The sequence below is a fragment of the Terrabacter sp. 05T424 genome (assembly GCF_056396225.1).
This window is the reverse complement of the sequence record NZ_JBFTLB010000004.1, coordinates 146,544-171,625: the sequence shown is the minus strand read 5'-3', so window position 1 is coordinate 171,625 and position 25,082 is coordinate 146,544. Positions and strand designations below refer to the sequence as shown.

Annotated in this window: 24 protein-coding genes, 1 pseudogene and 1 riboswitch; of the genes and pseudogenes, 13 read left to right on the top strand and 12 right to left on the bottom strand. The window is 71.9% G+C overall.

Annotated features, from left to right (window positions below; translation table 11 throughout):
* Window positions 1-52: 52 nt before the first annotated feature.
* The 4 genes from AC1DE0_RS11350 to AC1DE0_RS11335 form a co-directional block, all read right to left on the bottom strand.
* Window positions 53-430 (bottom strand): hemerythrin domain-containing protein, encoded by a 378-nt coding sequence (locus AC1DE0_RS11350; protein WP_478100446.1) that lies wholly within the window; start codon window positions 428-430, stop codon window positions 53-55.
* Between the two features lie 36 nt (window positions 431-466).
* Window positions 467-685, bottom strand: coding sequence for a hypothetical protein (locus tag AC1DE0_RS11345; protein WP_478100444.1), 219 nt, complete (start codon window positions 683-685; stop codon window positions 467-469).
* A gap of 5 nt (window positions 686-690) precedes the next feature.
* Window positions 691-1,650: an HAD-IC family P-type ATPase gene (locus AC1DE0_RS11340; protein WP_478100442.1), complete on the bottom strand. Its 960-nt coding sequence runs from the start codon at window positions 1,648-1,650 to the stop codon at window positions 691-693.
* A gap of 609 nt (window positions 1,651-2,259) precedes the next feature.
* Complete coding sequence (locus tag AC1DE0_RS11335) at window positions 2,260-3,081, bottom strand: PIG-L deacetylase family protein (protein WP_478100783.1); 822 nt, start codon at window positions 3,079-3,081, stop codon at window positions 2,260-2,262.
* A gap of 35 nt (window positions 3,082-3,116) precedes the next feature.
* Here AC1DE0_RS11335 and AC1DE0_RS11330 point away from each other — a divergent pair, with 35 nt between their 5' ends.
* From AC1DE0_RS11330 to AC1DE0_RS11315, 4 genes are read left to right on the top strand one after another with little or no spacing between them, the layout of a single operon-like run.
* Window positions 3,117-4,241 (top strand): glycosyltransferase family 4 protein, encoded by a 1,125-nt coding sequence (locus AC1DE0_RS11330; protein WP_478100440.1) that lies wholly within the window; start codon window positions 3,117-3,119, stop codon window positions 4,239-4,241.
* Window positions 4,238-4,966: an NUDIX hydrolase gene (locus AC1DE0_RS11325; RefSeq protein WP_478100438.1), complete on the top strand. Its 729-nt coding sequence runs from the start codon at window positions 4,238-4,240 to the stop codon at window positions 4,964-4,966. The genes AC1DE0_RS11330 and AC1DE0_RS11325 overlap by 4 nt, the downstream gene beginning before the upstream one ends.
* Before the next feature lie 10 nt (window positions 4,967-4,976).
* Window positions 4,977-5,330 carry a hypothetical protein gene (locus AC1DE0_RS11320; protein WP_478100436.1) on the top strand — a complete coding sequence of 118 codons (354 nt, stop codon included), beginning with the start codon at window positions 4,977-4,979 and terminating at the stop codon, window positions 5,328-5,330.
* Between the two features lie 27 nt (window positions 5,331-5,357).
* The gene (locus tag AC1DE0_RS11315) at window positions 5,358-5,573 is read left to right on the top strand and encodes a hypothetical protein (RefSeq protein WP_478100434.1); all 216 of its coding nucleotides are present in this window, start codon (window positions 5,358-5,360) and stop codon (window positions 5,571-5,573) included.
* Between the two features lie 105 nt (window positions 5,574-5,678).
* Here the strand turns inward: AC1DE0_RS11315 and AC1DE0_RS11310 are convergent, their stop codons facing one another.
* The 4 genes from AC1DE0_RS11310 to AC1DE0_RS11295 all read right to left on the bottom strand — a co-directional run bounded on the left by AC1DE0_RS11310 (window position 5,679) and on the right by AC1DE0_RS11295 (window position 10,668).
* Window positions 5,679-7,346 carry a sigma factor-like helix-turn-helix DNA-binding protein gene (locus tag AC1DE0_RS11310; RefSeq protein ID WP_478100432.1) on the bottom strand — a complete coding sequence of 556 codons (1,668 nt, stop codon included), beginning with the start codon at window positions 7,344-7,346 and terminating at the stop codon, window positions 5,679-5,681.
* Window positions 7,347-7,588: 242 nt separating this feature from the next.
* The gene (locus tag AC1DE0_RS11305; protein ID WP_478100430.1) at window positions 7,589-9,166 is read right to left on the bottom strand and encodes an amidohydrolase; all 1,578 of its coding nucleotides are present in this window, start codon (window positions 9,164-9,166) and stop codon (window positions 7,589-7,591) included.
* Window positions 9,163-10,155 (bottom strand): quinone oxidoreductase family protein, encoded by a 993-nt coding sequence (locus AC1DE0_RS11300; protein ID WP_478100428.1) that lies wholly within the window; start codon window positions 10,153-10,155, stop codon window positions 9,163-9,165. The genes AC1DE0_RS11305 and AC1DE0_RS11300 overlap by 4 nt, the downstream gene beginning before the upstream one ends.
* Before the next feature lie 24 nt (window positions 10,156-10,179).
* The gene (locus tag AC1DE0_RS11295; RefSeq protein ID WP_478100426.1) at window positions 10,180-10,668 is read right to left on the bottom strand and encodes an N-acetyltransferase family protein; all 489 of its coding nucleotides are present in this window, start codon (window positions 10,666-10,668) and stop codon (window positions 10,180-10,182) included.
* A 123-nt stretch (window positions 10,669-10,791) separates the two neighbouring features.
* Here AC1DE0_RS11295 and pcrA point away from each other — a divergent pair, with 123 nt between their 5' ends.
* Entirely contained in the window at window positions 10,792-13,281 is a 2,490-nt protein-coding gene (gene pcrA, locus AC1DE0_RS11290) for a DNA helicase PcrA (RefSeq protein ID WP_478100424.1), read from the top strand.
* 328 nt (window positions 13,282-13,609) lie between these two features.
* Here the strand turns inward: pcrA and AC1DE0_RS11285 are convergent, their stop codons facing one another.
* Window positions 13,610-14,446, bottom strand: a complete 837-nt coding sequence (locus tag AC1DE0_RS11285) for a M23 family metallopeptidase (protein WP_478100422.1) — start codon at window positions 14,444-14,446, stop codon at window positions 13,610-13,612.
* 213 nt (window positions 14,447-14,659) lie between these two features.
* Complete coding sequence (locus tag AC1DE0_RS11280; protein WP_478100420.1) at window positions 14,660-15,652, bottom strand: esterase/lipase family protein; 993 nt, start codon at window positions 15,650-15,652, stop codon at window positions 14,660-14,662.
* A 79-nt stretch (window positions 15,653-15,731) separates the two neighbouring features.
* Here AC1DE0_RS11280 and AC1DE0_RS11275 point away from each other — a divergent pair, with 79 nt between their 5' ends.
* The 5 genes and pseudogenes from AC1DE0_RS11275 (at window position 15,732) to sucD (ending at window position 19,801) form a co-directional block, all read left to right on the top strand.
* Complete coding sequence (locus AC1DE0_RS11275; RefSeq protein WP_478100417.1) at window positions 15,732-16,226, top strand: cobalamin B12-binding domain-containing protein; 495 nt, start codon at window positions 15,732-15,734, stop codon at window positions 16,224-16,226.
* Window positions 16,227-16,438: 212 nt separating this feature from the next.
* A pseudogene (locus AC1DE0_RS11270) lies at window positions 16,439-16,567 on the top strand (type IV toxin-antitoxin system AbiEi family antitoxin domain-containing protein); the annotation flags it as partial.
* A gap of 523 nt (window positions 16,568-17,090) precedes the next feature.
* Entirely contained in the window at window positions 17,091-17,372 is a 282-nt protein-coding gene (locus tag AC1DE0_RS11265; protein WP_478100795.1) for a hypothetical protein, read from the top strand.
* 325 nt (window positions 17,373-17,697) lie between these two features.
* Window positions 17,698-18,876, top strand: a complete 1,179-nt coding sequence (sucC, locus tag AC1DE0_RS11260; protein ID WP_478100415.1) for an ADP-forming succinate--CoA ligase subunit beta — start codon at window positions 17,698-17,700, stop codon at window positions 18,874-18,876.
* A 31-nt stretch (window positions 18,877-18,907) separates the two neighbouring features.
* The gene (sucD, locus tag AC1DE0_RS11255; protein ID WP_478100413.1) at window positions 18,908-19,801 is read left to right on the top strand and encodes a succinate--CoA ligase subunit alpha; all 894 of its coding nucleotides are present in this window, start codon (window positions 18,908-18,910) and stop codon (window positions 19,799-19,801) included.
* Window positions 19,802-19,905: 104 nt separating this feature from the next.
* Here sucD and AC1DE0_RS11250 read toward each other — a convergent pair whose 3' ends face one another.
* On the bottom strand, window positions 19,906-20,610 hold the full coding sequence (locus AC1DE0_RS11250) for a polysaccharide deacetylase family protein (protein ID WP_478100411.1): 705 nt from the start codon (window positions 20,608-20,610) through the stop codon (window positions 19,906-19,908).
* A gap of 193 nt (window positions 20,611-20,803) precedes the next feature.
* Between AC1DE0_RS11250 and AC1DE0_RS11245 the strand changes: the two genes are divergently transcribed.
* Complete coding sequence (locus AC1DE0_RS11245; protein WP_478100409.1) at window positions 20,804-22,096, top strand: cell division protein PerM; 1,293 nt, start codon at window positions 20,804-20,806, stop codon at window positions 22,094-22,096.
* A gap of 8 nt (window positions 22,097-22,104) precedes the next feature.
* Here the strand turns inward: AC1DE0_RS11245 and AC1DE0_RS11240 are convergent, their stop codons facing one another.
* Window positions 22,105-22,497, bottom strand: coding sequence for a hypothetical protein (locus AC1DE0_RS11240; RefSeq protein ID WP_478100407.1), 393 nt, complete (start codon window positions 22,495-22,497; stop codon window positions 22,105-22,107).
* Window positions 22,498-22,573: 76 nt separating this feature from the next.
* On the opposite strand from AC1DE0_RS11240, the gene purN reads away from it, so the two are divergent.
* Complete coding sequence (gene purN, locus AC1DE0_RS11235) at window positions 22,574-23,218, top strand: phosphoribosylglycinamide formyltransferase (RefSeq protein ID WP_478100405.1); 645 nt, start codon at window positions 22,574-22,576, stop codon at window positions 23,216-23,218.
* Between the two features lie 98 nt (window positions 23,219-23,316).
* Window positions 23,317-23,394: riboswitch (ZMP/ZTP riboswitch) on the top strand.
* 37 nt (window positions 23,395-23,431) lie between these two features.
* Entirely contained in the window at window positions 23,432-25,033 is a 1,602-nt protein-coding gene (purH, locus tag AC1DE0_RS11230; protein ID WP_478100402.1) for a bifunctional phosphoribosylaminoimidazolecarboxamide formyltransferase/IMP cyclohydrolase, read from the top strand.
* Window positions 25,034-25,082: the final 49 nt, after the last annotated feature.

Below are 25,082 nucleotides of genomic sequence, written 5' to 3'. Positions count from 1 at the left end.
TCTCAACCGTCGAGAGGCCACGATTTGCCGCCTCTCAACCGTCGAGTGGCCACTATTGGCCGCCTCGCGTACGTCGAGTGGCCAACGTATGCCGCCTTGCTGAGGTCGAGGGGCCGCCGGGGACCGTCTCGGGTACGAGGGCGAACGCGCCTTCCTCCTCCTGACTGTTGTGCAGACGGCATACGGCGTAGAGGCCGTAGAGCAGGCGGCGCAGCTCGATCACGTCCTCCGGGGTGACGTGCGCCGCGTCGATGCCCTCGACGGGCCGGCGCAGGCGTGACACCTGGTGCTCGATCTCGGCGTGGGTGCGCCGCATCGTCGCGGTCGCGGGGGCGCCGAGTGCTCGTGCGACGAGCGGCGTGAGCTCCTCCTCGTCGGCGCGCTCGTGCGGGACCAGCTCCTGCTCGAGCCGGTCGATGAGGCGGCGCACCTGCTCGAGCCAGCTGGGGTCGCCGTGGCCGATGGTTCAGCGAGCCTTGCCGATGCGGACGAGCCGGCCGCCGACCAGACCCTCGAGGCCGTAGCCGTGCACCTCGCGCACCGCGGTCGGCAGCTCGAGGTCCAGCGCGCGGCTGCGGGCGGCCGTGACCAGGGCGCTCGCGAGGGGGTGCGGCGAGACCTGGTCGAGTGAAGCGGAGAGCCGCAGCACCTCCGCTGCTTCCGGACCCTCCGGCGCGACGACCACCGACGTCAGCTCGGGTCGTCCGCGGTCAGCGTGCCCGTCTTGTCGAAGAGCACCACCTTGCCGGCCGCCAGGGCCTCGAGCGCCGCTCCGCCCTTGACGACGACACCGATCCGCGACGCGCGAGAGAGCCCTGACATGAGGGCCACCGGAGCCGCGAGGAGCAGCGGGCAAGGGGTCGCCACGACCAGCACGGCGACGGCGCGCAGGGGCGCGCCGCCGAGGACCCACGCGAGGGCTGCCACGGCGAGGGTGAGCGGGACGAACAGCACTGCGAATCGGTCGGCCGTGCGTACGAACGGCGCGGACGAAGCCTGTGCCTGGCCCACGAGCCGCACCACGTTCGCGTACGTCGATGCCTCGGCGGTAGCGGTCGCGACGAGGTCGACCGGCGGCCCGGCAGCGACGATGCCGCTGCGGACGTCGTCACCGACCGGACGCTCCACCGGCATCGGCTCGCCGGTCAGCGCGGACTCGTCGAAGGTGCCCGGCGTGAGTAGGCGGCCGTTGACGGGCACGACCTCACCCGTCCCCACGACGAGGACGTCACCCGCAACCACCTCGTCGGCCCGTATGCCGTCGGCGTGGTCGCCCCGACGGCGCCGGGCCGTGCGCGGGGCCCGCTCGACGAGCAGCCGCAGCTCCCGGTCGGCGCGTGCCGCTGCGCGAGCCTCGAGCAGTCGACCGCTCGCGAGCATCAGGGTGATCATCGCTCCGGCGAACTCCTCACCGACCCACAGCGCTCCCGCGAGGGCCATGACGGCGATGACGTCGACGGTGGCGCGGTGCTCGGCGAGCGAACGAGCGGTCCACATGAGCGACAGGGCGAGCCCCAGCACCGTGGCCGAGACCCAGGTGGCGCGTGCGGCTGTGTCGGCGCCCGTGAGCGCCGCTGCCGCGCCGCCGGCGAGCAGCAGCGCCGACGCGACGAAGAAGACCGCCGGTGCGCGGTCACGCCACCTGGTCACACCTCCATCGTCCGCCGTCCCCGACCGGCCGGTCGACGTTCGGGACAGGCATCACAGCGATCTGCGACGGCATACGCCCCACCCCACAGGCCCCCGTCGAGTGCCCACTTTCCGACGCCGGGGCGGGCGTCGGGAACTGCGCACTCGACTGGTTCTTCCCGTCGAGTGCCCACTTTCCGACGCGGTGTGCGCGTCGGGAACTGCGCACTCGACTGGTCCCTTCCCGTCGAGTGCCCACTTTCCGACGCGGTGTGCGCGTCGGGAACTGCGCACTCGACTGGTTCTTCCCGTCGAGTGCCCACTTTCCGACCCGGGCGGGCGTCGGGAACTGCGCACTCGACTGGTTCTCCCGTCGAGTGCCCACTTTCCGACGCGGTGTGCGCGTCGGGAACTGCGCACTCGACTGGTCCTTCCGGTTGAGTGCCCACTTTCCGACCCGGGCGGACGTCGGGAACTGCGCACTCGACTGGTTCTTCCCGTCGAGTGCCCACTTTCCGACGCGGTGTGCGCGTCGGGAACTGCGCACTCGACTGGTCCCTTACCGTCGAGTGCCCACTTTCCGACGCGGTGTGCGCGTCGGGAACTGCGCACTCGACTGGTGGAGGTGGGTCAGGGGAGGTCGGCGAAGACGTCGCGGCGGATCGCCGAGCCGGCCGGCAGCGACCGGTCGACGAACCACTCCCGGCCGAAGACGAGGTCGTAGATCGGGCGGGGGATCCGCAGGAAGGCCGCGAGCGTGCGGTCGGCGCCTCCGTCGGCGCTCGCCTGCGAGGTGTGCGCCCGCATCGAGGCCCGCTTGGCCGCGATCTGGCGGCGCACACCAATGCGGTGGGTGATCTCGCTGCGCGCCGAGAAGGCCCGGTCGAAGCTCGACCGGTCGAACTCGGGCGGGAAGCGGTACACCTTGGCGGCAAGGTCGATGGCGCGGCAGATGGTGTCGCGCGGCACGGTCGCCTCGAGCACGCGCGGCGTGCCGGCGAGCTCGGCGGCACGCGCGCCGACGACGTGCACCTGCCTGTGGTCGGGGTGTCCGTAGCCGCCGTTGGGCTCGTAGCTGAGCAGGACGTCGACCTGCTCGTCGCGAAGGATCGTCGCGAGGCGTGCGGCGGCCTCCTCGACGTCGGCCCGCACGAACCGGGTGGCCCCGGGCGGGTCGGGTGCGACGTCCGGTCCGAGACCGCTGTCGGCGTAGCCGAGGTGCTCGACCCGGGCGACACCGAGCGCGCGTGCGCTCGCGCGCAGCTCGTCCATGCGGGTCGCGGCGAGGGCTCCGTCGCCGGTGAACTCGCTCGCGGCGAGGCCCAGCTCGCCGTCGGTGGCCACCACGACGATGACCCGGTGCCCCTCGGCCGCGGCGCGGGCCATCGTGCCCGACGTCAGCAGTGCCTCGTCGTCGGGGTGCGCATGGAAGGCGAGCAGGGTGTGGGGCACAGTCACCCATCCTGACGCATGACACAGTGTTCCCCGTGAAGGTGGCCCTCCTGTCCGACTGCTACCTGCCCCGGCTGGGCGGGATCGAGGTGCAGACCCACGACCTCGCGCGTCACCTGCTGGCGGCCGGGCACGAGGTGGAGGTCTTCACCGCGACCCGCGGCGCCGCGGGCGAGATGCACGGCGCCGTGACCGTCGTCGACGGCGTCCCCGTGCACCGCCTCGCGGCCCGTCTGCCGTGGGAGCTGCCGGTCAACCCGTGGGCGCCTCCCGAGCTGCGGCGACGTCTGGGCGACGGCGGGTTCGACGTCGCCCACGTGCAGACCGGGGTCGTCTCGCCCTTCGCGTGGGACTCCACACGAGTCACGGTCGGCCTCGGGCTGCCCACGGCGATGACGTGGCACTGCATGTTGGCCGGTGTGGCTCCCGTCTTCGACCTCGCCCGCTTCGTGCGCCGGTGGGCTTCGCGCGGCGTCGCCATGTCGGCGGTGTCCGACGTGGCCGCGCAGCCGTTGCGCCGGCTCGTCGGGCCGAAGCGTTCGGTCGGCGTGCTGCCCAACGGCATCGACGTCGCGCGGTGGGCCACCACTCCCGCACAGCGCGCGCCGGGGCCGCTGCGACTCGTCACCGCGATGCGTCTCGCGGCCCGCAAGCGACCGGCTGCGCTCGTCGAGCTCGTCGCCGAGGCGGAGCGCCACGCCGGCGCCGGTTCGGTCTCGCTGACCGTCCTGGGGGACGGGCCCGACCGCCGCAAGGTCGAGTCACTCGTGCGTCGGCGCGGACTCGACTGGGTCTCGCTGCCGGGCCGGGTCTCCCGCGACGAGCTCCGCGAGAGGTATGCCGCCTCGGACGTCTACCTGTCGCCGGCCCGTCTCGAGTCGTTCGGGATCGCTGCCCTCGAAGCGCGCACGGTAGGCCTGCCCGTGATCGGTCGATCCGGTTCTGGCGTCGGTGAGTTCGTTACCAACGGCGTGAACGGCCTTGTGGTTTCGAGCGACTCACAGATGGCCGGGGCGATCGCCAACCTGGCCAAGGCGCCCGACGAAGTCGCCCGGATGCGGGCATGGAACGTCGCCAACCCGCCCGCGCAGGACTGGTCCCGGGTCGCCGCCATGGCCGTCGCGGAGTACGAGCGGGCCGTCGGCCTGGTCCGCCGATGAGGACCAACCAGCCGGGAGGCATCCGCGTCGTCGCGGTCGGCGACGACCACGCGCGGCTCGGCGAGGCGCGGCTCGGCCACGGCGAGCATCCCGAGGTCGTCCTCGGCGACCTCGGCTGGGCACTGGGCGCACCGTCGTCGGCCACCGTGCACGATGACGGCGCCCTGGAGCTCGCGTTCCGCGTGAGCCCGCTGGACGGCATACGCCCTCGGTCGGAGGCGGTGCCTCGCGATGCCGGCGTGGGCGCCGACGAGGTGGGTGAGCCCTACCAGCGGGTGGCCGCATATGCCGTGGTGACGAGCGCCCGCGGGCTGCTGCTCACCCAGTTCAACACCCAGACCCATGTCGCGGGGCGGTGGGGCCTGCCCGGGGGTGGCCTCGACGAGGGGGAGTCTCCTGTCGACGGCGTCCATCGCGAGGTGTGGGAGGAGACCGGTCAGCGGATCGAGCTGGGCGCTCTCGTCGCCGTGCAGTCGGACCACTGGGTCGGGCGCGCCCCCGGCGGTGGGCTCGAGGACTTCCATGCCGTGCGGATCGTCTACGCCGCAACGTGTCCCGAGCCCGGCGAGGTCGTCATCCACGACGTCGGTGGCACGACGTCGGATGCCCGGTGGGTGCCGTTCGACGAGCTGGACGACTACCCGCTGACCTCGTCGTGGCGCCGGCTCGCTGCGCTCGTCGACCTGCGCCAGCCCCGCGCGGCCGGCCGGTACGACGCTCCGTAGGATGACGGCCATGGACTTCGTGTACAACCTCCTCGTCGCCCTGCACCTGCTCGGCATGGCCGCCGTCGTCGGCGGCTGGATCGCCGTGCGCTCGGGCCGAACGGTCACCGCGCCGATCGTGTGGGGAGCCCGCGCCCAGATCATCACGGGCCTGGCGCTCGTCGGCATCGCGTCGGCGATCAAGGACGACAGCCACGAGGTCAACAACGCGAAGATCGCGGTCAAGCTCGTCATCGCCCTCGGCGTCGTCGCAGCGGCCGAGATCGGCGCCGCTCGGGCGCGCAAGGGTCGCGACACCGGCCCGCTGCTCGACATTGCGGGCGGAGCTGCCGTTACCAACGTGCTCGTCGCAGCCCTCTGGTGACCCGACGACGCCACGAGGGTTGCTGAGATGCGCTGGAACGCAAGCGTTCTCGCCGGCCTGCTCATCGGGCTCGTGTGGCTCACGCTCGGGCTCGTGCTCGTGGTGGTCGGCCGTCGCCGCGCTCGGGAGTCCCGCGCCGAGGGCGCCGGCAACGTCGGGGTGATCGGCTGGTTCCTGCTCGCCGTGGGTGGCCTGACCTGGTTCGCCACGCTGCTGCTGGCCGTCGTGCCGGGCGGCCCCTGACCTGCCGGCATCCTGCCGCCATCTCCGCCATCTCCGCCATCTCCGCCATCTCCGCCATCTGCCGCCATCTGCCGCCATTGGGTCGGAGTCATGCCGCGCAACTCGTCAGCTCACGGTGAAGCGGGCGCCGAGGGCGATGAGAGGCGGCACGGCATCCGAGGTGAGGAACTGCGAGACCCGGCGGACGAGGCCCGTCTCGACGTCCCACGCCATGATCCACGTGTCGCCGGGAGCGGTCGAGAGGTAGACGAGCTCACCGCGAACGGTCCACCCCAGCACCGAGCAGCAGTCGGCGGATCGAGGCTGCTCCTCCCCGAAGACGAGCATCCGGTCTCGGCCCAGGCTGTTGGTCGCCACGATGACCCGTCGGGGTGAAACGGCCTCGATGTCGCGGGCGTCACCTGCAGCCAGTCGGAAGACCGACGCGTACTGACTCGCGTTGGACAGCGTGTCGCCGACCGGGCTTGTGCGCGGCCAGGCGACGGCGAGCGGGTGCGTGCCGGGGTCGGGGGAGTGCTCGTCGAGCACGGTGCGCCCCGCCTCGACGCGGAACTCGCGGACACCGGGTCGCCGCGGTGGTTCGGGTGCCGGCCAGACCGGTGAGAGCCCGGGCGACCACAGTCCCTCTGCCGAGCCGGCCAGCAGGTGGTTGCCGCGCCAGGCCGCCCACTCGAGCGTGCGAGACGGGATGGCGACGGCGCTCACCCGGCGCGTCTGCATGTCGAAAACCATGACCTTCCCCGGCTGGGCGAACGCGAGAGTCGTCTTGTCTCCCGAGAAGGCCCAGACCCCGAGGGGCGGGTGGGGGACGCCCGACGCCGGGTGCACGTCCGTCAGCTCGACCGTGTCGAGGGTGAGCAGCTCGCCGTCGCCGTAGAGCAGCACCGGCGCCCAGCGACCCGGCGCCCGTCGCTCGAGGTAGACGGCGTCGCCGAACGCGCCGAGGCCGTCCGAAGGAGGTCCGCTCGCGAGCTGGTGCTCACGGTGGGGATCGATGACCGCGGGCAGGCCGAGCGAGAGCACCGGCTGGCCGGACTCCGTGCCCGCGGTGGGCGCGACCACGTACCTCAGACCGCTCGCGGTGGTGTGCCAGGTCGCCTCGTCGAGCAGAGGCACCTGGGTGAGGCTCACCGGCGACGGTGCCCGGGTCGTGACGACCACCGGATCACGACCGGCAAGGGTCGCGCCGCCGACGACGAGAGCGGCCGCGGCGACGGCGGAGGCTGCCCGACGCCGCGTCGTCGTGCGGTGCAGCAGCGCGTCGTGCCAGGCGCGGTCCGCGAGGTCGACCTCCCGGATGTTCGAGCCGGCGGCTTCCAGGGCTGCGGTGACATCCTCGTCCGTCAGCGGGCGAGCTGCGTCGGTCGCGAGGCTCGCGCGTGCGAGCCGCTCGTCGCGGCGCACCTTCTCGGGCGAGACGCCGACCAGCTCGGCCGTGTCGTCGAGCGACCGCCCGACGTACCACCGCAGGACGAGCACCGCGCGCTGCCGTGGGGTGAGGCGGCGCAGTCGCAGCGGCAGGTCGCGGGAGAGGGCCCCCGCGTGCGCGTCTCCCACCGCCGCGAACAGGGCGGACCGGTGTATGCGGCCCCGGACGTACGCGTCGGGGTCGCCGTCACGCACGTGGTGCCAGTGCAGGGCCAGGCGCGTCAGCGCCGAGAGGACGTGCTGTTCGGCGCGCTTCCGGTCACCGTCGACGAGAGCGGCCGCGCGGAGCAGTCGCAGCTGCCGGGCCCGCACCCAGGCGGCGAAGTCGGCGTCGATCTCGCGCATGCGCCCTCCTCCCTCAAGGATGGACGCTCCGCGCCCGTGGCGACAGGCCCGGCGTTCCCCTGCCGGCTCCCTGCGGTCGAGGTGATTCCTCGCGACCCGGCGCGGCGGCATACCTCGACGCCGCCCGCGCTCCAGCGGATCGAGGTGGTCCCTCGCGACCCGGCGCGACGGCATACCTCGTCTGGGGCCAGGGTCGCGTCAGCGACGGGTGAGTGAAGCGTCAGCTGCGGGTGAGCGAAGCGTCAGCTGCGCTCGTGCGCGAGCTCGCCACCGACCCACGTCTGGAGCACCACCGTGTCGCGGATCTCGGCCGGCGCCGACTCCTCCAGCGCCCAGATGTCGCGGTCGATCGCCACCAGGTCGGCGAGCTGGCCCGGCACGAGTCGCCCGATGTCGGTGCGCCCGACCGACTCGTGCGCCACCACGGTGTGCGCGTGCACGGCCTCGGTCAGGGAGATGCGCTCGTCGGGCCGCCAGCCTCCCTCGGGGTGGCCGTCTGCGCGTTGGCGGGTGACGGCCGCGTGCAGCCCGAAGAAGGGGTTCGGGTCCTCGACCGGGGCGTCCGAGCCGAAGGCGACCCGCACTCCGGCGTCGAGGAAGCTGCGCCAGGCGTACGACGCGAGACGCCGCGGCCCGATGATCTCGTCGGCCAGCTCGAGGTCGGCGGTGCAGTGGCTGGGCTGCATCGAGGCCACGACGTCGAGCGCGCGGAAGCGGGGGATGTCGACGGGCAGCACGTGCTGGGCGTGCTCGATGCGAAGCAGCCGGTCGAGCCCCTCGGCGCGCACGGCCTGGAACGAGTCGAGCACGAGACGGTTCGCCTCGTCGCCGATGGCGTGCGTGACGACGTCGAGGCCCGAGCGGGCCGCGAGCAGCGTGCGCTCGAGCAGCACGTCGTAGGGCATGGCGGCGATGCCGCAGCCCTCGTGACCGATGAACGGCTCGGTCATGTGCGCCGTGTGCGAGCCGAGGGCGCCGTCGCTGAAGAACTTGACCGGCCCGACCCGGAACACCTCGTCGCCCTGGCCCGACCGCCGCCCCTCCGCGATCGCCAGCTCGAGGTCGGGGTCGCGGGTGCACTTGGTCACGCGCGCCCGCAAGGCGCCGTCGGCGTGCAGGTCGGCGTACGCGGCTCGGGCGTCCTCGCCGTCGATGTCGGTGATGCTCGTGAGGCCGACCGACAGCAGCCACTCCTGGCAGCGCTCGAGCCACGGCCGCAGCGGTGTCTCCTCGCGGGGGATCGCGTCGAGCAGCTCCTGGGCCGACTCGCGCAGGATGCCGGTGGGCGCGCCGGACGCGTCGCGCACGATCTCGCCACCGACAGGGTCGGGGGTGTCGCGGGTGATGCCGGCTCGTTGCAGCGCAAGGGAGTTCGCCCAGATCGTGTGCCCGTCGACGCTCGCGAGTGCGGCGACCCGGTCGCCCGTCACGGTGTCGAGGGAGTGCCGGTCGGGCTGGACCGGAACGGCCCAGCGGTTGTGGTTCCAGCGTCCGCTGTGCAGCCACTCGCCGGCGGGCAGGCCGGCCGCATGGACGCGGACGAGCTCGAGCGTCTCGTCGAGCGAACGCGCCTCGCGCAGGTCGACCGACGACAGGTCGCGCGAGAGCCACGCGGTGTGGATGTGCGCGTCGTGCAGGCCCGGCATGACGACGGCCCCGGGCAGGTCGACGGTCGTGGTCGCACGGCCCGCACCGGCGGTCTCGAGGGCGTCGGCACCGATTGCCACGACGCGGCCGTCCTCGACCAGCAGCGCGTCGGTCCAAGGGGATTCGGTGTCGCCGGTCCAGATGCGGTCGTGCCGGAAAAGAGTGCGGCTCATGCCCCGGGCACCAGGACGAGCTTGCCCGTGGTCTGTCGTCCCTCGAGCGCCTCGTAGGCCGCGGCCGCCTCGGCGAGGGGGTAGCGCCCGCCGATCTCGACCTTGAGGGAGCCGTCGGCCACGGCGCCGAGCACCTCGCGCGCACGCCATTCGTACTCGGACCGCTCGGCCACGTAGTCTCCGAGCTTGGGGCGGGTGAGGAACAGGGAGCCAGCCGCGTTGAGGCGCTGGATGTCGAACGAAGGGACCTGCCCGCTCGCACCGCCGAAGAGCACCATGGTGCCCCGGGGCCGAAGGGAGGCGAGGGACGCGTCGAACGTCGACTTGCCGACGCCGTCGTAGGCCACGTCGACACCGCGCCCGGCGGCGTCGCGGACGGCTGCCGCCAGGTCATCCGGGGAGGCGAAGGTTGAGTAGTCGATGAGGTGCTGGGCGCCGAGCGTCCTTGCGATCTCGAGCTTTTCGTGGGACCCGGCGGTCGCGACGACGGTCGCGCCCTTGGCCGTGATCATCTGCACGAGCAGCTGCCCGACCCCGCCCGCCGCGGCGTGCACGAGGGCCACGTCACCCGCCTTGACGGCATACGTAGTCGTGACGAGGTAGTGGGCGGTGAGGCCCTGGAGCATGGCGGCGCAGGCGACCTCCAGCTCGACGCCGTCAGGCACCCTGACGACCAGGTTCGCGGGCTTGTTGACGACCGTGGACTCGCTGCCGAGGGACTGGCACCACGCGACGCGGTCGCCGACGGCGAGGCCGCTCACGTCGGGTCCGACGGCCGTCACCGTTCCGGCGCCCTCGTCGCCGAGCACGAACGGCGTCGCGACGGGGTAGATGCCTTGGCGCTTGTAGACGTCGATGAAGTTGACGCCGGCCGCCGCGACCTCGACCTGCACCTCGCCGGGGGCGGGGTCGGGGACGTCGTGGGTGCGCACCTGCAGGACGCTGCGGTCGCCGGGCTCGGAGACGAAGACGCTGGTCGCTCGGGTCATGCACGCCACCCTACGACCGCCTGTTCAGCTCTCGGCGAGCTGGTCCAGCGCCTTTCCGTCGACCCGGAAGGTGGTCCAGCCGTCGAGCGCCCGGGCGCCGCGGGAACGGTAGAACTCGATCGAGGGAGTGTTCCAGTCGAGCACCGCCCACTCGAGACGGGTCCAGCCGTTCTCGACGCACAGCTCGGCGAGCCGGGCGAGCAGCGCCTGCCCCATGCCGCTGCCGCGATGGTCGGGCTGGACGAAGAGGTCCTCGAGCCAGATGCCGGCCTCGCCCGTCCACGTGGAGAAGCTGCGGAACCACAGCGCCATGCCGACCACAGCGCCATCGCGCACCCCGACGAGGGCGTATGCCGTCGGGTCGCCCTGGGCGGGGAACAGGGCGGCCTCGAACTGGGCGGGGGTCGCGGTCGCCGCGTCGGGCTCCTTCTCGTAGTCCGCCAGCGCCCGCACGAGGCGGAGCAGGTCGGGCACGTCGGCGGCCGTCGCGGGGCGGATCTCGAAGTCGCTCACCACGCCCATCCTGCCCGGTCGCAGGGGGCTTGCGCCGGGCCCGTCCACAGCGACCCGCGAAGCCGTGTGACCACGGTGCGGTGGTCGGGCGGTGTGGGCGGTCCGACGTAGGCTGGGACCATCATGAGCACGCTCTTCGACGACCTCCCCATCCCCGGTTTCGAGCACGGTCAGGGCGCGCCCTCCGGCGGGTCCGCGCGGCCGCGGCGCGGTGGTGACGTCACCGATCAGGGCGTCCCGACGTGGGCCGAGGCCGCGGCCCGTGGTGGCGTCGAGGTGGCGCGCGAGGCGCCGGCCGACCTCGACCCGGCGGTGCTGCTCGAGGGCCTCAACCCGCAGCAGCGAGAGGCCGTCGTGCACGAGGGCACCCCGCTGCTCATCGTCGCCGGTGCTGGCTCCGGCAAGACGCGCGTGCTGACGCACCGCATCGCATGGCTGCTCGGCGAGCGGCACGCCCAGCCGGGGCAGATCCTCGCCATCACGTTCACCAACAAGGCCGCCGCCGAGATGCGCGAGCGCGTCGAAGCACTGGTCGGGCCGCGTGCTCGCGCGATGTGGGTCATGACCTTCCACTCGGCGTGCGTGCGCATCCTGCGTCGCGAGGCCGCGAAGGTCGGCATGAAGTCGACGTTCTCGATCTATGACGCCGCCGACAGCCAGCGGCTGATGAGCCTCGTGCTGCGCGACCTCGACCTCGACCCGAAGCGCTACCCGCCGCGCGGGTTCTCGGCGCAGGTGAGCAACCTCAAGAACGAGCTCATCGATGAGGAGACCTACGCGGGTCAGGTCACCGAGGGCAACCACTACGAGCGCACCGTCTCCGACGCGTACACGCAGTACCAACGCCGCCTGCGCCAGGCCAACGCCCTCGACTTCGACGACATCATCATGATGACCGTCAACATCCTGCAGGCCTTTCCCGACGTCGCCGAGTACTACCGCCGCCGGTTCCGTCACGTGCTCGTCGACGAGTACCAGGACACCAACCAGGCGCAGTACCAGCTCATCAAGGAGCTCGTCGGCGAGGTCAAGGGCCCCGAGGGCGCGTATGCCGTGCCGCCGGCCGAGCTGTGCGTGGTCGGCGACTCCGACCAGTCGATCTACGCCTTCCGTGGCGCGACCATCCGCAACATCCTCGAGTTCGAGAACGACTACCCCGACGCCCGCACGATCCTGCTCGAGCAGAACTACCGCTCGACGCAGCGCATCCTGCGTGCCGCCAACTCGGTCATCGCCCGCAACGAGGGGCGTCGGGCCAAGAACCTCTGGACCGACTCCGGCGACGGCGCGATGATCACCGGCTACGTCGCCGACAACGAGCACGACGAGGCGGCCTTCGTCGCCAAGGAGATCGACGACCTCGCCGACAAGGGCGTCAAGCCCGGTGACGTGGCGGTCTTCTACCGCACCAACGCCCAGAGCCGTGCCATCGAGGAGATCCTCGTGCGGGTCGGGCTGCCCTACAAGGTGGTCGGCGGCACACGCTTCTACGAGCGGCGAGAGGTCAAGGACGCCCTCGCCTACCTCCGCGTCGTCTCCAACCCCACTGACACCGTCAACCTGAGGCGCATCCTCAACACCCCCAAGCGTGGCATCGGTGACCGGGCCGAGGCGTGCGTCGCGGCGCTCGCCGAGCGCGAGCGCATCCCGTTCGTCGCGGCACTCGGTCGCGCCGCCGACGCGCCGGGCATCGCCACGCGCTCGGTTGCGGCGATCGAGGGCTTCACCGCCCTGCTCGAGAAGCTCCGGACCTCTTACGAGGCCGACGACAGCGTGGCGGCCCTGCTCGAGATGACGCTCGAGCAGAGCGGCTACCTCGCCGAGCTGCGCGCGAGCCGCGACCCCCAGGACGAGACGCGCGTCGAGAACCTCGCCGAGCTCGTCGCCGTCGCGCAGGAGTACGACGACCGCCGCGCCACCGAGCTCGCCGAGTCGGGTGGTGAGCTGGCGCCCGGCGTCGAGCCGGAGGACATCGGCCCGGCCGGCGCTCTCGAGGAGTTCCTCGAGCAGGTCTCGCTCGTCGCCGACGCCGACGAGATCCCCGACGAGCCCGAGGCCAAGGCGCAGGGCGTCGTCACGCTCATGACGTTGCACACGGCCAAGGGGCTCGAGTTCCCCGTCGTCTTCCTCACCGGCATGGAGGACGGCACGTTCCCGCACATGCGCGCCCTCGGCGACCCGAAGGAGCTCGAGGAGGAGCGGCGCCTTGCCTACGTCGGCATCACCCGGGCGCGCGAGCGGCTCTACCTCTCGCGCGCCGCGGTCCGGTCGGCCTGGGGTGCGCCTCAGTACAACCCGCCGTCACGCTTCCTCGACGAGATCCCCGGCGACCTGCTCGACTGGCAGCGCCTGGGCCCGTCGTTCAGCGGCGCCAGGGGATCCGACCGCCCGGCGGTGGCGACGCTCGCCGCTCGCCCGGGTGTGCGTAGCGCCGGCAAGCGCCCGGTCATCGCACTGCAGTCGGGCGACCGCGTCAGCCACGACGCGTTCGGGCTCGGCACCGTGGTGCGCGTCGAGGGCGACGGCGACAAGTCGATGGCGCACGTCGACTTCGGCGCCGACACGGGCACCAAGCGCCTGCTCCTGCGCTACGCGCCGCTCGTCAAGCTCTGACCCCACTCACCCCGCAGTCGAGTGCCCACTTTCCGACGGCCTCAGTCCGGGGACGGGGCCGTCCGGCTGAAGCGCATGAGTCGAGTGCCCACTTCCGACGGGGCCGGTCCTGGGCCGCGGCTCTCGGCGGCTCCCGTGTGAGTCGAGTGCCCACTTTCCGACGGGCCTCTGGCGTCTGGAACTGAGCACTCGACTTGTGGGGTGGCTCGAGTGCTCAATTCTCCACGCGTCTGGGCGTCGGAAAGTGGGCACTCGACTGGTGGGGGAGATGCGACGAGGCCCGCCCCACGGAAGGGGACGGGCCTCGCGATGCGCGTTGCGACCTGGGTCAGAGGTTGATGCCGTGGGCCGAGAGCCAGGTGCGGGGAGCGACGGCCGCGCCGTCGCCGGGGTGGATCTCGAGGTGCACGTGCGGCCCCGTCGAGTTGCCCGTGCTGCCGCTGTAGGCGACCTTCTGGCCCGGGGCGACCTCGTCGCCGACCGAGACGAGAAGGCGGCTGTTGTGCGCCATCCAGGAGACGGTGCCGTCCCAGTATCGGATCTTGACGAAGTTGCCGTAGCCCTCGTTGGACCAGCCGGCGAAGATGACCGTGCCGCTCGAGAGGGCGTGGACGGGGGTGCCGACGGCACACGCGAGGTCCTGGGCCGGGTGCATCTTGCCCCAGCGCCAGCCGAAGCCGGAGGTCAGCGTGTAGCCGGACACGGGGGAGACCCAGCGGTGTGCGGTTGCGCGCGCACGCTCGGCCGCGTCTCGCTTCGCCTTGGCTGCAGCGGCGGCCTGCGCCTCGGCGGCTGCAGCCTGGGCGGCGGCGGACTTTTCGGCGGTTGCCTGCGCCTGGGCGGCCGCGCCGGAGGCGGAGGCGGTCGCATTGACGATGAGGTTCTTGGCGTCGCGGGCCATGTCACGGGACGAGCGCGCACCGGCACGGTTGGCGGTGGCCGCGGCAAGGGCGTCCGGGTCGGCCGTGAGGCCGAGCCCCGCAACCGAGTTGGAGACGTTCTTCATGGCCGCGGCCTCGGGGCTCAGCTCGCTGGCGCCGGCGTCGCGGACGATGAAACCTCCGGCGACGGTCGAGCTGAGCAGAGCAACGGGGACGACGAACTGTCGACCCCGTGATGGCTTGGCGGCCGGCCGATGACGGCCGGTGTAATTGCTTTTGGGCACGAAGAACTTACCTATCGGTCACAGATTGCGAGCCGCCAGACTAACGTGACCGTTTCGTTATGCGAAATCGAGCCGCGTCCTGGAGGGACGTCTCGCGCCGCGGTGGAGGGTCGCGACTGGGCTCGACATTAGGGCATTTGTCTCGGCGTCAAAAGGTTTTGCACAGGCCGATCTGTCCGAATTTGTCGGCGAGGGCCGTGCCTGGCGGAAGATTCACCGTGGCTTGACGACTCGCGACGAATGACCGCCACCCGCCGCCGTGCCCGTGCTAGAGCGGCGGCTCTCGAGGGAGCTCACGCCCGGGGTGACCGTGGCGCCCGACGTGTCGAGGTGTGCGAGCGCGGTCGAGATCCCGTGCACGACGCTGCTCGTGATGGGCAGGCTCATGTGGCCGACGCCGTGCAGGCCGACGTTGTGGACGTTGAGGTCGTCGTGGTGCAGGGCGGCATTGCGCTGGGGCACGACGACCTGGTCGAGGTCGGACCAGTAGACAAGGAAGCGCGTCTGGCAGTCCTTCACCGGACCGGCGAGCTCCTTCATCAGCGGGCTCCCGGGCCGCAGCTGCCGGGTCAGGCCGTTGTTCCAGCTGAACGCGAGGTAGCTGCCCTGGTGAGGCGTGCCCAGGGTGACGAGCGTGTGCACGTGGGCGTCGCCGCCGAGCCGGGTCACGTAGTAGCGCGCGATCAGCCCTCCCATCGAGTGCCCGATGACGTGGATGCGCTCGTAGCCGGTCTCCTCGACGATGCGCTCGACCTCGGCGCCGAGCTCGGCGGCCGCCGCCCGGATGTCGCCGGTGAACACGGAGTAGTTCATGGTCTCGATGCGACCGAAGCCGCGCCGCACCAGGCCGCGGCGCAGCACCGTGAAGATCGAGCGGTTGTCGACCATGCCGTGCACGAGCAGGATCGGCGTCTCGGCAGCCTCGACGTTCTGGATCGCGAGGCCACGCTGGCTCGGCGGCAGGTGCCCGAGGCGGTAGCCCTGACGACGGTCGCTGGCCCGCGAGCCGAGCAGGCCCAGCGGGTAGAGCCCCAGGTGCAGGCCCATCCAGGTGGCCTCGAGGGCCGCGCCGGCGAGCCCGGTGGGCGTCAGGAGGGCACCGGCCACCTCCCCGACCGCTGCGAGGAAGCCCTTGGGCCCGCTCGCGCACTGCCTCGGGGTGCTGCTCTGACGGGGCGTCGTTGCCGCGCGTGCTGCCACTGCCACGAGCCGAACGTACCCCGATGGGTGGGCGTTGCATCACTATTGCGCGCCGCGTCTCACGCGGCTGGCTAGAGTGCCCGGCATGAGCGAGACCCCCGGCGCCGAGGCCTTTTCCGTGACCTCCGACGAGCCCGCACAGACCGCCGCACCCTCCGCTGCATCCTCCGCCGACGACTCGGCGGGTGACGTGATCCGCGTGGTCGTGGCCAAGCCCGGGCTCGACGGTCACGACCGCGGCGCCAAGGTCGTGGCCCGGGCGCTGCGCGACGCCGGCATGGAGGTCATCTACACGGGGCTGCACCAGACGCCCGAGCAGATCGTCGAGGCGGCCATCCAGGAGGACGCCGACGTCGTCGGGCTCTCCGTGCTCTCCGGGGCGCACCTGACCCTCTTCGCCCGCGTCGTCGAGCTGCTCGCCGAGCGCGACGCCAGTGACATCGTCGTCTTCGGCGGCGGCATCATCCCCGACGACGACATCCCCGAGCTCGAGAAGCTCGGCGTCGCCAAGGTCTTCACCCCGGGCGCCACGACGACCGACATCGTCGGCTGGGTCCGCGAGAACGTCCACCCCGCCTGACACAACGGACACCCCGGGGTCGCCTCCGCGACTGGATGCCTCCTCCGCGGGTTCAGGGTCCGCACGTTCGGTTCCCCGGGCGGACCGACCACAGACCCGCGTGACGCGCAGGAACGCGCGCGCCGTCCACACCCTCGCAGTCCCCGAGCTCGTCATCCACAACGCCGGTGGCCGCGCTGGTCCGGGTGCCCGGGGGCCGCGACCCTCGATCCATGCGACTCGACCTGCTCGGCGCCGACGGCGTCTTCTCGGCCGCCGACGCCGCGGCACACGGTCTCGACGGGCACGCCCTGAGCCGCCTGGTGCGGTCCGGCGCGTGCCTCCGACTCACCCGTGGCTGGTATGCCGTCGCGCCGGTCACGCCGCTCAGCCCCGAGTCACGGCACGCTCTCATGGCCACCGCGCTCGGCAGAGCCAACGCCTCGCGTGCAGCCGTCAGCCACCACTCCGCCCTCGTCCTGCACGAGCTGCCGACGTATGCCGTCGACCTCGACACCGTCCACCTGACCTCCGTGCCCCTTCAGTCGGGAGCCCGAGTGCCCAACGCCTCGGTCCGACGCCAGGGTCTGGTGATCCACCGGCCGGTGCCCGGTCTCGCCGTGCCGAGTGCGACGGGCCAGATGGGCGCCTCGTTCACGACGACGGTTCCGCTCGCTGTGGCCCTCGTCCAGACCGGGCTCGTGCACGGGCCGGAGTCCGCCTTGGTCGCCGCCGACGCAGCGATCGCCCGGGCGCTCGTCAGACCCGACCAGCTCGTCGGCGCGGTGGAGCGCCTCACCGGCCATCCCGGCATGGCCACGATTCGGGCAGCCCTGGGACACGCTGACGGGCGGCACGCCACCGGGGGAGACGCGCACGGCATATGTGCTGCGCTGCCTCGGGTTCGACCTCGAGCCGCAGGTCGAGATCCGCGCCGAGGGGCGGCTCTTCCGCACCGACTTCCGGGTCAGGGGCACCCGGGTTCTCGTCGAGTTCGACGGCGCGGTGAAGTACGTCGACCGCGCCGCGCTCTTCGAGGAGAAGCAGCGCGAGGACGCCCTTCGTCGTGCCGGCTGGATCGTCGTGCGGGTCGTGTGGTCCGACCTTGCTGAGCCGGCCCGGCTTCGGCGACGCCTGCGGAACGCCTTGGCCCAGACCGCTGCCTGAGCCGGCGACGCAGCCCAGAGCCCGCTCCGCGTGTTCCGGCATCCTGCGGCGGGGGCGCCGCCCGCACGAACCGCCGACCCGCGCACGAAGCGCCAACCCGCGTACCGGGCGGTACGTGAGACGGGGGTGTGATCTTCGTCCGGTCCGCCGCGACCCGCTGGCGTCGCACGAGTTCGGAGCCACTAGAGTCCGAGGGACAGCCTGATTCGGTTGCGCCTCGGTGCAGGGCCCCTCTCCGCGCGTCAGCGTGAGCACCGCGAGCCCGGGACGCCGCAGCGGCGCAGTCGACGACGATACGAATCGACGACGAGGACGGACCCCACCCGTGGATCTCTTCGAGTACCAAGCCCGCGACATGTTCGAGAAGCACGGCGTGCCCGTGCTGGCCGGCGCCATCGCCACCACCCCGGAGGAGGCCCGCGCGGCCGCCGAGCAGATCGGGCCGAAGTCGGGCGGTGTCACCGTCGTCAAGGCGCAGGTGAAGACCGGCGGCCGCGGCAAGGCCGGTGGCGTCAAGGTGACCAAGAGCCCCGACGAGGCGCAGGCCGCCGCCGAGGCGATCCTCGGCATGGACATCAAGGGCCACACGGTCGGCACCGTGATGATCGCCCAGGGCGCGCGCATTGCCGAGGAGTACTACTTCTCGGTCCTGCTCGACCGGGCCAACCGCACCTACCTCGCCATGTGCTCCAAGGAGGGCGGCATGGAGATCGAGGAGCTCGCCGTCGAGCGCCCCGAGGCACTCGCTCGCGTCGCGGTCGACCCCAACACGGGCATCGACGCCGCCAAGGCGCAGGAGATCGTCGACGCCGCCGGCTTCGACGACGCCGACAAGGCCGCGATCGCCGACGTCATCCAGAAGCTGTGGACCGTCTACCGCGAGGAGGACGCGACGCTCGTCGAGGTCAACCCGCTCGTCAAGACCGAGGACGGCGACATCGTCGCCCTCGACGGCAAGGTGACGCTCGACGAGAACGCCGGCTTCCGCCACGCCGACCACGAGGCCCTCGAGGACACGGCGCACGCTGACCCGCTCGAGGCCGCCGCCAAGGAGAAGGACCTCAACTACGTCAAGCTCGACGGCTCCGTCGGCATCATCGGCAACGGCGCCGGGCTGGTCATGAGCACCCTCGACGTCGTCGCGTACGCCGGTGAGGAGTTCGGCGGCCAGAAGCCGGCCAACTTCCTCGACATCGGCGGTGGCGCGAGCGCCGAGGTGATGGCCAACGGCCTCCACATCATCCTGTCCGACCCGCAGGTCAAGAGCGTCTTCGTCAACGTCTTCGGCGGCATCACCTCCTGCGACGCCGTGGCCAACGGCATCGTCGGTGCCCTCGACGCCCTCGGCGACGAGGAGAACCGCCCGCTCGTCGTGCGCCTCGACGGCAACAACGTCGAGGAGGGTCGCCGCATCCTGCAGGAGCGCGACCACCCGCTGGTGACGGTCGAGCCGACGATGGACGGCGCCGCGCGCCGCGCCGCCGAGCTGGCCTCGCAGGCCTGAACCCAGAGTCCGAGAGAGAGAACGATCAACCATGGCTATCTTCCTCAACGCTGACTCCAAGGTCATCGTCCAGGGCATGACCGGCTCCGAGGGCATGAAGCACACCCAGCGCATGCTCAAGTCCGGCACCGACATCGTCGGCGGCGTCAACCCGCGCAAGGCCGGCACGACCGTCGACTTCGAGGGCGGCGTCTCCGTCCCCGTCTACGGCACGGTCAAGGAGGCCATCGAGGCCACCGGCGCCAACGTGTCTGTCATCTTCGTGCCCGCGCAGTTCACCAAGGCCGCGGCCGTCGAGGCGATCGACGCCGAGATCCCCCTCGCCGTCGTCATCACCGAGGGCGTCGCGGTCAAGGACACCGCGGAGTTCTACAACTACGCCAAGGAAAAAGGCACGACGCGCCTCGTCGGCCCGAACTGCCCGGGCCTCATCACGCCGGGCGTCTCCAACGCGGGCATCATCCCGGCCGACATCTCCGGCACCGGCCGCATCGGCCTGGTCTCCAAGTCGGGCACGCTGACCTACCAGATGATGTACGAGCTGCGTGACTTCGGCTTCAGCTCGGCCGTCGGAATCGGTGGCGACCCGATCATCGGCACGACCCACATCGACTGCCTCGAGGCGTTCCAGAACGACCCCGACACCGACGCGATCGTCATGATCGGCGAGATCGGCGGCGACGCCGAGGAGCGGGCCGCGGCCTACATCAAGGAGAACGTCACGAAGCCGGTCGTCGGCTACGTCGCGGGCTTCACGGCCCCCGAGGGCAAGACGATGGGCCACGCCGGCGCCATCGTGTCGGGCTCGTCGGGCACCGCGCAGGCCAAGAAGGAGGCCCTCGAGGCCGCGGGCGTGAAGGTCGGCAAGACGCCGTCCGAGACCGCCGACCTCATGCGCGAGATCATGAAGGGCCTCGCGAAGTAGCCTCTGCCACAACCGATTACGTATGCCGCTGAGTCGGCTGGGTGCCCACGCCGGCACCCAGCCCGGCTCGGCGGCATACGTCCGTCGGGGCGATTGCGAGAGTGTCAGCAGGCCATCAGGCCGAGCACGAAGCCGCGGGCCCGTAGCTGCGGGATGAGCAGGTCGAGCGCCGCGACGGTCTGGGAGCGGTCCCCGCCGCCGTCGTGGAGCAGGACCCGCGAGCCGTCCCGCACGCTCGCGAGCACCCGGTTGACGATCGTGGCCGTCCCGGGGCGGGACCAGTCGCGCGGGTCCACGGTCCAGAGGATCTGCCGCTGGCCCCGGGCCGCGATGATCGCCGCGATACGGGCGTTCGTCGCGCCGTAGGGCGGGCGGACGCAGCGCGGCCGGTAGCCGAGGGCCGACTCCATCCGGTTCAGCTGGCTCGTGACCGATGTGCTCGAGAGCAGGGTCAGGTCGGGGTGGCTCCACGTGTGGTTGCCGACAAGCATCCCGGCGTCGCGTACGCTCCGCGTCACCGACGGCGCCGTCGCGACGTTCTGGCCGATCTCGAAGAACACGGCCCTGACCCCGTACTTGCGCAGAACCGCGAGGACCTTCGGCGTCCACGTCGTGTGCGGCCCGTCGTCGAAGGTGAGGTAGACGGTGCCCGCGAAGGCCACGGGCTGAGCCGGCACCGATCGCGCCCCAGGCGGAGCAGGGCCCGCGCCACCGCTGGGCGTCGCCCCACCCACGCCCAGGAGTGCGGCCGTCGCCACGGTGAGCAGGACGGTCAGCAACGTCAGGGTCTGCCGACGGATCTTCTTCATGGCGGGACCCCCTCAAGCCCCTTGGGTCCCGAACGGACCGGGACCACCCCCACGTCCAGTGTGCGTCGCCGGTCGTCGGTCTTCCAGCGTCCAAAAGGGGGAAGAACGGACCGCTTCGGCGTGGGTGCTCGCTCCTCGCGGCGGTCCGCGTGACGATGGGCGCGGACCGCCGCACCCGAAGCAGCACCCAGGAGTGAGAAAACTGGCCCGCGAGACAGCCGCCACAAGCCCGTCGAGCGCCTTCCCGTCGGCCTTGCGCGCAGGGGCGCTCGCGGCGTTGGGCACGTGGACGGTGGTCGTTCTGCCCGCCCTGGTCGGCTGGGTCGCGGCGCCCGAGAGCACCGTCGGCTGGTTCTCCGCGGTCTCGGTCGCGAGCGCCATCTGGTTCGTCGGCCACGGGCAGTCGGTCGGCGCCGGGGGAGTGGCGATCTCGATGACACCGCTGCTGCTGCTGGCCGTCTTCGTCTACATCGTGTTCCGGTGGGCCCGGCGCCTCGCAGAGACGGAGCGGTTGCGCGTGGGCGGTGAGGACTGGAGCCGCGTGGCGAAGTGGGGCGTCGTGCCCGGCTTCCTCGTCGGCTACGGCGTCGCCGCGGCCGTGTTCGCGCTCTTCACCCTCGGAGGACCGGCGACACCCGGGGCCGCGGCGGTGCTCGGGTCGCTGCTCGTCCCCGTGGCGGCGCTCGGCTTCGTCATGCTCAGGCCCGACGACGACTCGGCGCCCGCCTTCGTGCGCACGTGGTTCCGGCGTGGCCCGACGTGGTTGCCGTCCGTCTGGCGCATCGGCTGGCGAGGTGCGCGCCTGCTCTTCGGGGTGGGCCTGGCCCTCGTGCTGGTCAGGGTGGTCGTCTCTTGGCCCGAGGTCGCCGACATCCAGGGCCAGTACGCCGCGAACCTCGGGGCGCTCGCCGTCATCGTGCTTGCGCAGGTCACCCTGCTCGGCAACGCGGCGACGTGGGCGCTGTCGTTCCTCGCCGGTCCCGGCTTCCAGATCGCCCTCGGTTCGACCGTCTCCCCGGCCGCCGCTCAGCCCGGGCTGCTGCCCCTCCTCCCGCTCTTCGGGGCGCTGCCGGGTGCCGCCGACTTCCCGACCGCCACGTATGCCGTCCTCCTGGTGCCCGTCGCCGTCGGAGCCTGGCTGGGCGGGCGCGTCGAGGCCGCCCTCGAGTTCTTCGGCAACATGCGGTCGCGGTTCCTCGCCACCGTCACGGCGGCCGTCCTGGCAGTCCTCGTCGTCGTCRGCCTGACGGCGCTCGGCCGGGGGGCCGTCGGCGTCGACCGTCTCGCCGCGGTCGGACCCCACCTGTGGACCTTCGCGGCCGCGTTGCTGGCCGAGGTCGTCGGCGGTGCCCTGCTCTGGCTCGGCGTGCTGCTGCTGCGTGAGCGCCTGGCGTCCCGCAGCGGCAGAGAGGGGGCTTCCCCGGCGTCGCGCGAAGCGGTCGCCGACGACGCGGTCGACGACGCGCAGACCTCGACGTCGGTCTGAGCGACCCGTCAGCGAACGACGAGGCCGACCATCCCGGCGTCCTTGAGGTGCTCGCAGTCGGCGGTGGCCTGCCGGGTCTGGGCGCCCGAGAGGCAGCTCTCGTAGGCGCTCCACGAGTCGTAGAAGGCGACCTGGAGCACGAGTGTCGAGAGCAGCATGCCGACGATGACGAGCGTCAGGGCCGGCCAGATCTTCTCGCGGCCGCCGCGCGCCGAGAGAAAGCGCAGCAGTCGGACCGTCAGCACGATCGCGATGACCAGCGGCAGGAACGCGACGAACCGTTTCGGCAGCGGCAGGTACATCGCGACGAGCCCGAGCAGCACGAGCAGGGCGAGGGGCAGGGTGCGCTTGGCCTTCTCGCGAGCGAACGCGATCTCCTGCTCCAGCTCCGGCTCTGTCATGCGCCCCATCCTCGCCCATCGTCCGGTGACGGATCGACGCGGGCCGGCACCGGGCCGCGGCGCTACACTCCGGCGCGTGACGACCGACGCCCTCGCCAGCACTGCCGGAGCGACCGAGGGACCGGTCCCGGTCGTCGTCCTCGTCTCGGGCTCCGGCACGCTGCTGCAGGCGCTGCTCGACGCCGCCCACGACCCGGCGTACGGCGTGCGCATCGCGGCAGTCGGTGCCGACCGGCCCTGCACCGGACTGGAGCGGGCCGAGCGCGCCGGCATCCCGACGTTCGTGTGCCCGGTGTCCGACTTCGCCGACCGGGCAGCCTGGGACGTCGCGCTCGCCGACCAGGTGGCGGCGGCCGCGCCGACATTCGTCGTGACCGCGGGGTTCATGCGGATCCTCGGCCCGCTCACGCTCGGTGCGCAGCCCATCGTCAACACGCACCCGGCGCTGCTGCCGAGCTTTCCCGGCGCCCACGGCGTACGCGACGCGCTCGCGTACGGGGTCAGGGTGACCGGCACGACCTGCCACCTGGTCGACTCCGGCGTCGACACCGGCCCGATCATCGAGCAGCGGGTCGTCGCCGTCGAGGACGACGACACAGAGGAGAGCCTCCACGAGCGGATCAAGGTGCAGGAGCGTGACCTGCTCGTCGACGTCGTCGGTCGGATGGCCCGCGAGGGCTTCTCCGTCGAAGGCCGCCGCGTCCGCCTCGGGCGCGGCTGACCCCTTCCCGATCGACAGAACGCTCCGTCACGCGCACCCTCGATCGAGAGAACGCTGCGTCACGGACGATTCGGCTCGTCGCGGCGTCGGCCGCTAGTCTGGCGGCACACGACTGGCGCAGGTGGGGAACCACCAGGGAGTGAACTGTCGGAGCATCGCCCGCCTGGGTGTTCCGGAGTCATCGACACTCGCCTACCCACGCCAGGAGTTCTGATGTCCGACGGCCGCCGCCCGATCAAGCGCGCTCTCATCTCCGTCTACGACAAGACCGGTCTCGAGGACCTCGCCCGCGCGCTCGACTCCGCGGGCGTGAGCATCGTCTCGACCGGGTCGACAGCCAAGACCATCGCCGCCCTCGGCATCGGGGTCACCCCGGTCGAGCAGCTGACCGGCTTCCCCGAGTGCCTCGAGGGGCGCGTCAAGACGCTGCACCCGAAGGTGCACGCGGGCATCCTCGCCGACACGCGCAAGCCCGATCACCTCCAGCAGCTGGCCGACCTCGAGGTCGAGCCCTTCGAGCTCGTCGTCGTCAACCTCTACCCGTTCCGCGAGACCGTCGCCTCGGGCGCGACGCCCGACGAGTGCATCGAGCAGATCGACATCGGTGGCCCCTCCATGGTGCGCGCCGCGGCCAAGAACCACCCCAGCGTCGCGATCGTGACCAGCCCGACGGCATACGGCGAGGTCGTCGAGGCGCTCGGCTCCGGCGGCTTCACGCTGGCCCAGCGCCAGCGCCTCGCCGCCGAGGCTTTCGTGCACACCGCGTCCTACGACGTCGCCGTCGCGAGCTGGATGGGCAACGCGTACTCGGACACGTCCGACGGCACGGGCTTCCCCGCCTGGACGGGTGCGACCTTCGACCGCTCGGCGGCCCTGCGCTACGGCGAGAACCCGCACCAGCAGGCGGCGCTCTACCGCCACTGGCGTCCGGGCGTGGCCTCCGCCGAGCAGCTGCACGGCAAGGAGATGTCGTACAACAACTACGTCGACACCGACGCCGCGGTGCGCGCCGCCCACGACCACGGCGACCAGCCGACCGTCGCGATCATCAAGCACGCCAACCCGTGCGGCATCGCCGTCGGCACGTCGATCGAGGAGGCGTACGAGCGCGCCCACGCGACCGACCCGGTGAGCGCGTACGGCGGCATCATCGCCTCGAACCGCACGGTCACCGCTGCGATGGCCGCGGCTGCGAAGCCGGTCTTCACCGAGGTCATCATCGCCCCCGACTACGAGCCCGAGGCTCTAGAGATCCTGACCGCCAAGAAGAACCTCCGCGTGCTGCGCCTGCCGGCGGGCATGGCCGAGACGGCCGACCCGATCGAGACCCGGCCGATCAGCGGCGGTCTGCTCGTGCAGTCCGTCGACCGGGTGGACGCCGTCGTGCGCAGCGAGAGCGATGCCGTGACCGGTGGCGACGACGCCGCCAACTGGCGCCTCGTCTCCGGTGATGCTGCGGACGACGCGACGCTCGCCGACCTGCAGTTCGCCTGGCGCGCGATCCGCGCCGTGAAGTCGAACGCGATCCTGCTCGCCAAGGACGGCGCCGCCGTCGGTGTCGGCATGGGCCAGGTGAATCGGGTCGACTCCTGCTACCTCGCGGTGCGCCGTGCCGGTGAGGAGAGGGCGCGGGGCTCGGTCGCGGCGTCCGACGCGTTCTTCCCGTTCGCCGACGGCCTGCAGATCCTGCTCGAGGCGGGCGTGCGCGCGGTCGTCGCTCCCGGCGGCTCGATCCGCGACGACGAGGTCATCGAGGCGGCGAAGGCAACCGGCGTGACCATGTACTTCACCGGCACCCGCCACTTCTTCCACTGAGTTCAAATCGAAAGAACACTCCGTCCGGGGTCTCAATCGAAAGAACACT

Excerpts from the sequence above, each read along its gene's own strand:
- AC1DE0_RS11275 (WP_478100417.1), top strand. The coding sequence starts at position 15,732 with ATGAGCGAGACCCCCGGCGCCGAGGCCTTTTCCGTGACCTCCGACGAG.
- purH (WP_478100402.1), top strand. The coding sequence starts at position 23,432 with ATGTCCGACGGCCGCCGCCCGATCAAGCGCGCTCTCATCTCCGTCTAC.
- AC1DE0_RS11325 (WP_478100438.1), top strand. The coding sequence starts at position 4,238 with ATGAGGACCAACCAGCCGGGAGGCATCCGCGTCGTCGCGGTCGGCGAC.
- AC1DE0_RS11310 (WP_478100432.1), bottom strand. The coding sequence starts at position 7,346 with ATGCGCGAGATCGACGCCGACTTCGCCGCCTGGGTGCGGGCCCGGCAG.
- AC1DE0_RS11240 (WP_478100407.1), bottom strand. The coding sequence starts at position 22,497 with ATGACAGAGCCGGAGCTGGAGCAGGAGATCGCGTTCGCTCGCGAGAAG.
- AC1DE0_RS11305 (WP_478100430.1), bottom strand. The coding sequence starts at position 9,166 with ATGAGCCGCACTCTTTTCCGGCACGACCGCATCTGGACCGGCGACACC.
- AC1DE0_RS11320 (WP_478100436.1), top strand. The coding sequence starts at position 4,977 with ATGGACTTCGTGTACAACCTCCTCGTCGCCCTGCACCTGCTCGGCATG.
- AC1DE0_RS11250 (WP_478100411.1), bottom strand. The coding sequence starts at position 20,610 with ATGAAGAAGATCCGTCGGCAGACCCTGACGTTGCTGACCGTCCTGCTC.
- AC1DE0_RS11315 (WP_478100434.1), top strand. The coding sequence starts at position 5,358 with ATGCGCTGGAACGCAAGCGTTCTCGCCGGCCTGCTCATCGGGCTCGTG.
- pcrA (WP_478100424.1), top strand. The coding sequence starts at position 10,792 with ATGAGCACGCTCTTCGACGACCTCCCCATCCCCGGTTTCGAGCACGGT.
- sucD (WP_478100413.1), top strand. The coding sequence starts at position 18,908 with ATGGCTATCTTCCTCAACGCTGACTCCAAGGTCATCGTCCAGGGCATG.
- AC1DE0_RS11300 (WP_478100428.1), bottom strand. The coding sequence starts at position 10,155 with ATGACCCGAGCGACCAGCGTCTTCGTCTCCGAGCCCGGCGACCGCAGC.